Origin of the sequence: Paraburkholderia sp. SIMBA_053 (assembly GCF_046534895.1) — a bacterium.
GTDB classification, from domain to species: Bacteria; Pseudomonadota; Gammaproteobacteria; order Burkholderiales; family Burkholderiaceae; genus Paraburkholderia; species Paraburkholderia caledonica.
In genome coordinates this window covers 1-368 of record NZ_JAWRXU010000208.1, presented here as the reverse complement: position 1 = coordinate 368, position 368 = coordinate 1, and the positions used below count along the sequence as shown (strand labels likewise).

Below are 368 nucleotides of genomic sequence, written 5' to 3'. Positions count from 1 at the left end.
CGAAAAATAAAGAAATTTTTGCCATGATAGATAGTATATCACACACAATTACTACGATTATTGCGTCCGTAGGTTAATTGGAGGGATTGTAGTGTCAAGAAGACGTTCATTAGAGGATATTCTACAATCTGAATATGTATCTATCGGAGAACTATCTCGAATAACAGATTCGAGATACAGTACGTTAAAATACTACACAGAAGCTGGTTTAATTCCATTTGAACAATCAGATGAAAATTTAACACGACGATATCCACGAGAAGCGTCGGTTCAAAGAATTGAGACAATTAAACACTTAAAGAAATCTGGTTTGTCTATCTCGGAAATTAGTGATTGGGTAGTTAATAACGATTAAAAAATATGTATCC

The 368-nt window shown here is 33.4% G+C and carries 1 protein-coding gene; it reads left to right on the top strand.

What is annotated here, in order from left to right; genetic code table 11:
• Nucleotides 1-91: 91 nt before the first annotated feature.
• Nucleotides 92-355 (top strand): MerR family transcriptional regulator, encoded by a 264-nt coding sequence (locus tag SB753_RS35295; RefSeq protein WP_410804706.1) that lies wholly within the window; start codon nt 92-94, stop codon nt 353-355.
• Nucleotides 356-368: the final 13 nt, after the last annotated feature.